The sequence below is a fragment of the Exiguobacterium abrahamii genome (assembly GCF_015645365.1).
Lineage (GTDB): Bacteria > Bacillota > Bacilli > Exiguobacteriales > Exiguobacteriaceae > Exiguobacterium_A > Exiguobacterium_A abrahamii.
Genome location: NZ_JADOYC010000013.1, coordinates 1 through 375, shown reverse-complemented (window position 1 = coordinate 375; position 375 = coordinate 1). Strand labels below are relative to the sequence as shown.

Here is a 375-nt window from a genome sequence, read left to right as displayed (position 1 = left end):
AGAACACACGTCTTAAATGACATGGTTAATTAAAAGTTTGATGTCTTGTTGATGTCTTCAGTTTTCAAGGTGCGAGTGCCTTATCCAAAGGACAAGACAAATGGAGCCTAGCGGGATCGAACCGCTGACCTCCTGCGTGCAAGGCAGGCGCTCTCCCAGCTGAGCTAAGGCCCCAGGATTGAAATTATAATGGAAATGGTGGGCCTAAGTGGACTCGAACCACCGACCTCACGCTTATCAGGCGTGCGCTCTAACCGGCTGAGCTATAGGCCCATTCCATGACTAGAGAGAATTAGACTCTCAAAACTGAACGATGGGCATGTCCCGTAAGGGACGTTTTCCTTAGAAAGGAGGTGATCCAGCCGCACCTTCCGA

At 49.9% G+C, this 375-nt stretch carries 2 tRNA genes; both read right to left on the bottom strand.

Annotation, left to right across the window (positions count from 1 at the left end):
* Window positions 1-101: 101 nt before the first annotated feature.
* Window positions 102-174 (bottom strand) — tRNA-Ala (locus ITJ88_RS16175).
* A 22-nt stretch (window positions 175-196) separates the two neighbouring features.
* Window positions 197-273: transfer RNA gene (locus ITJ88_RS16170), tRNA-Ile, on the bottom strand.
* Window positions 274-375: the final 102 nt, after the last annotated feature.